General features: G+C 69.6%; 8 protein-coding genes. 5 read left to right on the top strand and 3 right to left on the bottom strand.

The annotated features are described in order from the left end of the window. Positions 1-482: 482 nt before the first annotated feature. The 5 genes from frmR (at position 483) to QMX80_RS17520 (ending at position 4,740) form a co-directional block, all read left to right on the top strand. Entirely contained in the window at positions 483-758 is a 276-nt protein-coding gene (frmR, locus tag QMX80_RS17540; protein ID WP_055772201.1) for a formaldehyde-responsive transcriptional repressor FrmR, read from the top strand. 142 nt (positions 759-900) lie between these two features. Next, positions 901-2,010: an S-(hydroxymethyl)glutathione dehydrogenase/class III alcohol dehydrogenase gene (locus QMX80_RS17535; RefSeq protein ID WP_282278460.1), complete on the top strand. Its 1,110-nt coding sequence runs from the start codon at positions 901-903 to the stop codon at positions 2,008-2,010. A 1-nt stretch (position 2,011) separates the two neighbouring features. Then, complete coding sequence (locus QMX80_RS17530; protein WP_282278458.1) at positions 2,012-2,350, top strand: DUF3658 domain-containing protein; 339 nt, start codon at positions 2,012-2,014, stop codon at positions 2,348-2,350. 7 nt (positions 2,351-2,357) lie between these two features. Next, positions 2,358-3,188, top strand: coding sequence for an S-formylglutathione hydrolase (gene fghA, locus QMX80_RS17525; RefSeq protein ID WP_282278456.1), 831 nt, complete (start codon positions 2,358-2,360; stop codon positions 3,186-3,188). A gap of 97 nt (positions 3,189-3,285) precedes the next feature. After that, positions 3,286-4,740: a GGDEF domain-containing protein gene (locus QMX80_RS17520; protein ID WP_282278454.1), complete on the top strand. Its 1,455-nt coding sequence runs from the start codon at positions 3,286-3,288 to the stop codon at positions 4,738-4,740. A 78-nt stretch (positions 4,741-4,818) separates the two neighbouring features. Here the strand turns inward: QMX80_RS17520 and QMX80_RS17515 are convergent, their stop codons facing one another. The 3 genes from QMX80_RS17515 to QMX80_RS17505 all read right to left on the bottom strand — a co-directional run bounded on the left by QMX80_RS17515 (position 4,819) and on the right by QMX80_RS17505 (position 6,995). Then, positions 4,819-5,496, bottom strand: coding sequence for an adenine nucleotide alpha hydrolase (locus QMX80_RS17515; RefSeq protein ID WP_282278453.1), 678 nt, complete (start codon positions 5,494-5,496; stop codon positions 4,819-4,821). Positions 5,497-5,642: 146 nt separating this feature from the next. Next, positions 5,643-5,981: a hypothetical protein gene (locus QMX80_RS17510; RefSeq protein WP_055772187.1), complete on the bottom strand. Its 339-nt coding sequence runs from the start codon at positions 5,979-5,981 to the stop codon at positions 5,643-5,645. A gap of 69 nt (positions 5,982-6,050) precedes the next feature. Continuing rightward, complete coding sequence (locus tag QMX80_RS17505) at positions 6,051-6,995, bottom strand: DegV family protein (protein WP_055772184.1); 945 nt, start codon at positions 6,993-6,995, stop codon at positions 6,051-6,053. Positions 6,996-7,186: the final 191 nt, after the last annotated feature.

Genomic DNA, 7,186 nt, shown 5'->3' with positions numbered 1-7,186 from the left:
GCACGCGGGCGCCACGCGTGCCGGCCCCAGGTCCTGGTTCGACGATGCGGACCTGATGCGTCCGCTGGAAAACGGGCCTGCTGCACCCGCCCCATCCTGCGCCGCGCAGGATGGGCGGGTGCGTGGTCTGCCGCTGCCCGATGCTTTCCGTGCAGCGAAGCCTGGAAAGGCCGGGGTGATGGTCGCCGGTCATCCCGCCATGCGGTGCCGGCAGCGACATGCCGGTGGGCGCCTCCGCAGTGCATCTGCGGGAGAGGGGTGCCCCTCCCGGTACCGTTCCGGTGCCGTTCCCCTGCCGATGACCGGGCTGCTGGCGCGGCGCGATGAGCTGTCGCTTGCATGGCCGCGACCGCTGAAGGCGCGATTTCCTCGCGTTTTTCCTGCCATGGGCCGGGCTCCACCGGGTGGGGCGTCGCCCGCATCGCTGGATGACGGATGGTTTTCCAATATACTGTCCCCCAGTACAGGATAGGAGCGGATGCGTGCCGCATTCCCCCGAGGAAAAGAAGAAGGTGCTGGCGCGGGTGCGGCGCATCCGCGGGCAGTGCGATGCGCTGGAGCGCGCGCTGGAAGCCGGCGCCGACTGCGGGCCGGTGCTGCAGCAGATCGCGGCCATCCGCGGCGCCGTCAACGGGCTGATGTCCGAAGTGATGGAGGCGCACCTGCGCGAGGAATTCGGCCAGCCGGCGCAGTCGGCCGCGCAGCGCGCCGCGCGCGTGGCCGAGATGTCCGGCCTGATCCGCTCCTACCTCAAGTAGGGGCGGCTCCAGCCGCGACGGGCTTTCGCGCTGCCTGCAGGGGGCCGGATGCGAACGCCGTGCCGCGACGGAAGCCGCTCCTGCCCGAACACCGGTGCGTGCCGATGCACGCGCCATCGAACAACCGCTACAGGAGAACACCATGAAATCACGTGCCGCCGTCGCCTTCGGTCCCGGCCAGCCGCTGCAGATCGTCGAGATCGACGTCGCCCCGCCGAAGGCAGGCGAAGTGCTGGTGAAGATCACCCACACCGGCGTCTGCCATACCGACGCCTTCACCCTGTCCGGCGACGATCCGGAAGGCCTGTTCCCGTGCGTGCTGGGCCATGAAGGCGCCGGCGTCGTGGTCGAGGTGGGCGAGGGCGTGACCTCGGTGAAGCCGGGCGACCATGTCATCCCGCTGTACACCGCCGAATGCGGGCAGTGCCTGTTCTGCAAGAGCGGCAAGACCAACCTGTGCACTTCCGTGCGCGCGACCCAGGGCAAGGGCGTGATGCCGGACGGCACCAGCCGCTTCTCCTACAACGGCGAGCCGATCTACCACTACATGGGCTGCTCGACGTTCTCCGAATACACCGTGGTGGCCGAGGTCTCGCTGGCCAAGGTCAATCCGGAAGCGAACCCGGAGCATGTGTGCCTGCTCGGCTGCGGCGTCACCACCGGCATCGGCGCCGTGCACAACACCGCCAAGGTGCAGGAGGGCGACAGCGTGGCCGTGTTCGGCCTCGGCGGCATCGGCCTGGCGGTGATCCAGGGCGCGCGCCAGGCCAAGGCCGGCCGCGTCATCGCCATCGATACCAATCCGTCCAAGTTCGAGCTGGCCCGGCAGTTCGGCGCCACCGACTGCGTCAACCCGAAGGATCACGACATGCCGATCCAGCAGGTGATCGTGGAGATGACCGGCTGGGGCGTGGACCACAGCTTCGAGTGCATCGGCAACGTCAACGTGATGCGCGCGGCGCTGGAATGCGCACACCGCGGCTGGGGGCAGAGCGTAATCATCGGCGTGGCCGGCGCGGGGCAGGAAATCTCCACCCGCCCGTTCCAGCTGGTGACCGGGCGCAAGTGGATGGGCACCGCCTTCGGTGGCGTGAAGGGCCGCAGCCAGCTGCCGGGCATGGTCGAGGACGCGATGAAGGGCGACATCGAGCTGGCGCCGTTCGTCACCCACACCATGGAACTGGAGCGGATCAACGAAGCCTTCGACCTGATGCATGAAGGCAAGTCGATCCGTTCGGTGGTCCACTACTGAGATGAGTGCGATGTTCGATAAAGAGGGATTGGCCGCCGCGCTGGCCGGTATGGACGATAGCCAGGAAGCGCGCGAGGCGATCGAGCGGCTGCAGGAGCCCGATCTGGTGAAGATCGATGGGTTGATCCTGTCGTCGCTGGACCGGGCATGGAAGAAGGCGGGCTTCGTTACCGCAGGTGTGTTGATCGCCGCGCCCGACGAGTACGAGGATATTCCCGAGGCGTATTACGCTTCGCGTATCCGCGCCCTGGCCCACGCTTCGCGGATCGAAGTGAAGGGGGACCTGGAGGTGCTGAAGACCTGCGAGATCCGCCTTTCGACTGCATCGGGAGCCGACTGATATGACGATGGAACGCCTTGAACACCGCGCCTGCTTCGGCGGCTGGCAGGATGTCTACCGGCACCGTTCGGAGGTGCTGGGCTGCGACATGAGCGTCGCCGTCTACCTGCCGCCGCAGGCCGAAAGCGGGGCGAAGCTGCCGGTGCTGTACTGGCTGTCGGGCCTGACCTGCACCGAGCAGAACTTCATCACCAAGGCCGGCGCGCAGCGCTACGCCGCCGAGCACGGGATCATCCTGGTCGTGCCCGATACCAGCCCGCGCGGCGACGGCGTGCCCGATGCGGAAGGCTACGACCTGGGCAAGGGCGCCGGGTTCTACCTCAACGCCACGCAGCAGCCGTGGGCGTCGCATTACCGGATGTACGACTACATCGTCGACGAGCTGCCAGCGCTGGTCGAGGCGCATTTCCCGGTCAGCGACGCGCGCGCGATCAGCGGCCATTCGATGGGCGGTCATGGCGCGCTGCTGATCGCATTGCGCAACCCGGGCTGCTACCGCAGCGTGTCGGCGTTCTCGCCGATCGTGGCGCCGTCGCAGGTGCCTTGGGGCGAGAAGGCGTTCTCCGCCTACCTCGGCCAGGACCGGGAGGCATGGCGGCAGTACGACGCCACCGCGCTGGTGGCCGATGCCGCCGAACGCCTGCCGCTGCTGGTCGAGCAGGGTGGGGACGACGAGTTCCTCGACACCCAGCTGCGCCCGCAGCTGCTGCGCGACGCCTGCGCGGCCGCTGGCCATCCGCTGCAGCTGCGGCTGCGGCCGGGCTACGACCACAGTTATTACTTCATCGCCAGTTTCATCGGCGAGCACATCGCCCACCACGCCCGCGCCATGGCCTGAGCCGGCGCGGGCAGAGTGGAAAAGCGCGCGGGTCGTCGCGCTTTCCACGCGCGCGCCTTTGCTATCGTCCAGCCATCGGCGTTGGTAGGGGGACCGCATGCCGCTGGTATTGGCGCTCCTGTTCGTATTGTGCCATGGCCTGGTGCTGGCAATGCTGCCGGCATCGGCGACCGTCCTGTCGTTCTGCTTCCTCATCGCCGCGCCGTTGCTGGCCGCCGCCGCGTGCCTGCGGCAAGGGTGGCGGCAGCGGGCCGCGCCGGGCTGGCGGGCCACTGCGCTGGCCATGCTGCTGTGGGCAGGCGGCATGGCCATGAACATGGTCGATGCGGTGCGTGCGGGCGATGCCAACGACACGCCGGAGATCAGCCTGCTGCTCTACGTGGCCTACGGCGTGCCGCTGGTGTTCGTGCTGGCGCGCGCCCGGCGCGAGCGCTGGGCGATCAGTCTGATCGACGCCCTGCTGGCGGCCCTGCTGGGCGTGCTGTTCTTCCTGCATACCCGCTACCACGCCAATGCCGGCGACGCAGGCATGAACGGCCTGCGCCTGCTGTTCGACATCCAGAACGCCTGCATCGCGGCATTCGCGCTGCTGCGCTGGGCCAGCATGGATCTGCCCGGCCGGCGTGCGTTCTTCCGCGTGCTGGCGATCTACGCGGTGGCCTATCTGGTGATGGCCGGCTATATCAACCACGCCGCCGCCTACATTCCCTTCGGCCTGCCCGCCGACCTGCTGATCGACCTGCCCTTCCTGCTGCTGGCGGTGCTGGCGCTGCGCGCGCGCGAATCCGCACCTGCCGGCGAGCGCCCGCGGTTGCGGCATGCCGTGCAGGCGGGCGGGCCAATGATCCTGCCGCTGTTGCTGCTGGTGGTCGCCACGCTGGTGGTGGATCACGCCCGGTACTGGGCGCTGGCCGGCTTCGTGGCTGCGATCCTGGGCTTCGGCCTGCGCAGCATGCTCCTGCAGATCGAGCTGCTGGAACGGCAGGCGGCGCTGGACGCGCTCGCGCGGCTTGACGGGTTGACCGGCGTTGCCAACCGCCGCCAGTTCGACGCCGTGCTGCAGGCCGAATGGAGCCGCGCCTGCCGTCAGGAGAGCGCGCTGTCGCTGTTGCTGATCGACATCGACCACTTCAAGCGGTTCAACGATACCTACGGCCATCCGGCGGGGGACCGCTGCCTGCGCGAGGTGGCGGCGATGCTGCAGGCCACCGCGGCGCGCGGCGGCGACCTGGTGGCCCGTTACGGTGGCGAGGAGTTCGCGGTGGTGGCGCCGGCCACGTGCCCGGAAAGCGCGCACGAGCTGGGCGAACGCCTGCGCGTGGCGGTGCAGGCGATTCCAGCGGGGGTACTGCCGGAATCGGTGACCATCAGCGTCGGCGTGGCCGGCATGCGGGCATTGCAGCCGCAGCCGCCGGAAGCATTGCTGGCCGGCGCGGACGCCGCGCTGTACGCGGCCAAGCGCGCCGGCCGCAACCGCGTGGAAACGTGGGTGGAAGCCGGGCCGGCGCAGGGCATGGGGATCAGCCCGCCCATGCCCTCCAGCGTGTATTGAACCTGGTCCGCCGGTCGCGGCCCTGCGCGGTTCATGCCCCCTCTCCTGGCGGAAGCGGGGGGCAGCCGGGCAGCATGATCAGTCCTGCGCCGGCATGAAGTCCGTATAGGCGTAGCGCGCCTCGCGCAGCACCGTCGCGCCCGTGCGCAGGTCCAGCGGCGTGCGGAACATCGGTCCGGCGCTGACGCAGGTGTGGAATTCGCCGTTCTCGCCGCAGGCGTCGACGCCGGTGGGCAGGGCGCGGAGCAGGGCATGGTCGAAGGCGCGGCCGGCGAAGGAGGCGTCCAGCGCCTGCGTGTCCACGCAGCACAACTGCGCGCGCAGGCCGGCATCGATCATCTCCCGCGCGAGCGCGGCGGTGTCCTGGCCGAACAGGGGAGACAGGCAGTCCCAGTCCAGCGCCGCGTACTGCCGCTGGCGCCATTGGCGGATGTCTTCCAGCAGCAGGTCGCCGAAGGCGAGCGTGCGCAGCCCCGGCCAACGCCGGCGCGCGGTTTCCAGTGCCTGGGTCATGCGCTGCAGGTAGCCGGCGTTGTCGCAGGCCTGCGGTATCCAGGCGCGCAGCAGTGGCAGCCCGGCGGCGTCGGCCTGCAGCTGCAGCACGTCATTGCGCACGCCCTGCATCGACGAGCGCTCATGGCCTTCGGTCAGGGTGCTCAGCAGCGCGACGACCTGGACGTCTTCGCGCTGGCGCAGGGCGTGCAGCGCCCAGGCGGCGTCCTTGCCGCCGCTCCAGGAAAGCAGGACGGGGGTCATCTGTTCAGAACCTGTCCACGATCCTGTCGCGCTCGTGGGGGCGGGCCGGCTCGCGGACGGGGCTGCGATGCGGCCGGCGAACGGTTGCCAATAAAGCCGCTGTCACCGGCCGAAGCCCGCTTCCATGAAGCTGCGCGGCCATGTACTCAGCGCACGTCGCGCAGTTCCCAGTGGCTGCCGGCCAGCCAGCGCAGGCGCTGCTTGAGGACGTCGCCGGGAATACGGGTGATGGCGACCAGGTCGATGCGCAGGTCCGCCTGCCGGCCGCTTACCGTCGCTTCCGGATCGGTCACGCCCCAGTGCGGGTCGACGTCGTCGGGTTCTTCCTGGGTGGCGCGCCAGCGTTCGAACAATTCCGGCGTGCGCAGCGCCTCCTGCAATTGATCGGCGAACGTGTCGGCGCCATTGGCGGTGAAGGACAGGCGCGGATCGCTGCCGCGCGCGGCGGCAGGATCGGGCAACGAGATCGAATAGTGCACGGGCATGCAGGGTTCTCCTTGGGAGGGGGCAGTGTGGCGCGGCGGGCGTCGCGTCCGCGTACACGCCGGCGCGGATCAGCTCTCGAATTCGTGCGGGACGTCGGCAAAACCCACGGTCACCGCGCCCTTGCCGACATTGACCATGCCGGTCAGGCTCATCACGCTTTCGAGCAGGGCCACGCCGTGCGCCTGGCAGGTCTCGCGCAGGGGGGCGTAGCCGGGCAGGGCGCGCAGTTCGTCCAGCGGGCCGCCATAGCTCACGCACACCACCGGCGTCAGCAGGCCATGCACCACGCGCTGCCCGACGAAGCCGAACAGCCGCTGCACCGCGTTGTCGAAACCCTTGATCTTGGCCACCGGCGCGGTCTCGCCGCGGTAGCCGTGCAGCACCGGCTTGATGTCCAGCGCGCTGCCCAGCGCGGCGGTGAGCAGGCCGACGCTGCGGTCGCCCTTGTGGCGCGCGCGGGCGCGCATGTAGTACAGGTCGCGGGTGATCATGTAGCCATGCACGTTGCCGGCCAGTTCCTCCAGCCGCTCGCGCATCTGCGCCACGCCGGCGCCGGCATCGCGCAGCCGCACCGCCTCCACCGCGGTCACCGCCTGCGCGGCGAACAGGTTCTGGGTGTCGAGCACGCGCAGGGCGAACGGCGAGTTGTGGCCGGCGGCCTGGCGGATCGGCCGGTACTCGTTGAGGATGGCGAAGCTGGCCTGCAGCGCGTTGTCGTGGATCGGACTGCGGGTCTTGGTGATGGTCAGGCAGAACACATGGTCGTAGTCGATCACCAGGTGCTGCAGGAACAGGTCGCGGATCTGGTTGACGCTGAAGGGAATGGTTTCCGCCTCGGCGCCGCGTTCGGCGACGTGGGTGTCGAGGAAGTTGAGGGTGGCGTCTTCCTCGCGGTGGTCGGCCAGCACCGCCTCGCCGATCCGGACGGTGATCGGCAGCAGGATCAGCCTGTGTTCGCGGATGAAGTCGGCTGGCAGGTCGCAGGCCGAATCCACGACGATTCCGATGCGCATGATCCAACCCCCCCGGTGCGTTGCGTGCCTGCGGTCACACTAACCCAAAACCGTCGTCGCGGCAGGTGGCGCGCCGCCCCGGCGCGGTCCCTCCCGCCCCCGGCGCCCCGGCGCCGGGGGCGGGGTGGCGCCATCAGCGGCGGTACGCCGGCAGCGTCGACGTGCCATGCAGGTAGCGGTCGCGCAGTTCG

It is taken from the genome of Stenotrophomonas sp. PS02297 (genome assembly GCF_029959705.1).
Taxonomy (GTDB): domain Bacteria; phylum Pseudomonadota; class Gammaproteobacteria; order Xanthomonadales; family Xanthomonadaceae; genus Stenotrophomonas; species Stenotrophomonas nitritireducens.
This window is presented reverse-complemented; position numbering and strand designations above follow the sequence as displayed.

Excerpts from the sequence above, each read along its gene's own strand:
- QMX80_RS17535 (WP_282278460.1), top strand. The coding sequence starts at position 901 with ATGAAATCACGTGCCGCCGTCGCCTTCGGTCCCGGCCAGCCGCTGCAG.
- QMX80_RS17530 (WP_282278458.1), top strand. The coding sequence starts at position 2,012 with ATGAGTGCGATGTTCGATAAAGAGGGATTGGCCGCCGCGCTGGCCGGT.
- fghA (WP_282278456.1), top strand. The coding sequence starts at position 2,358 with ATGGAACGCCTTGAACACCGCGCCTGCTTCGGCGGCTGGCAGGATGTC.
- QMX80_RS17520 (WP_282278454.1), top strand. The coding sequence starts at position 3,286 with ATGCCGCTGGTATTGGCGCTCCTGTTCGTATTGTGCCATGGCCTGGTG.
- QMX80_RS17515 (WP_282278453.1), bottom strand. The coding sequence starts at position 5,496 with ATGACCCCCGTCCTGCTTTCCTGGAGCGGCGGCAAGGACGCCGCCTGG.
- QMX80_RS17510 (WP_055772187.1), bottom strand. The coding sequence starts at position 5,981 with ATGCCCGTGCACTATTCGATCTCGTTGCCCGATCCTGCCGCCGCGCGC.
- QMX80_RS17505 (WP_055772184.1), bottom strand. The coding sequence starts at position 6,995 with ATGCGCATCGGAATCGTCGTGGATTCGGCCTGCGACCTGCCAGCCGAC.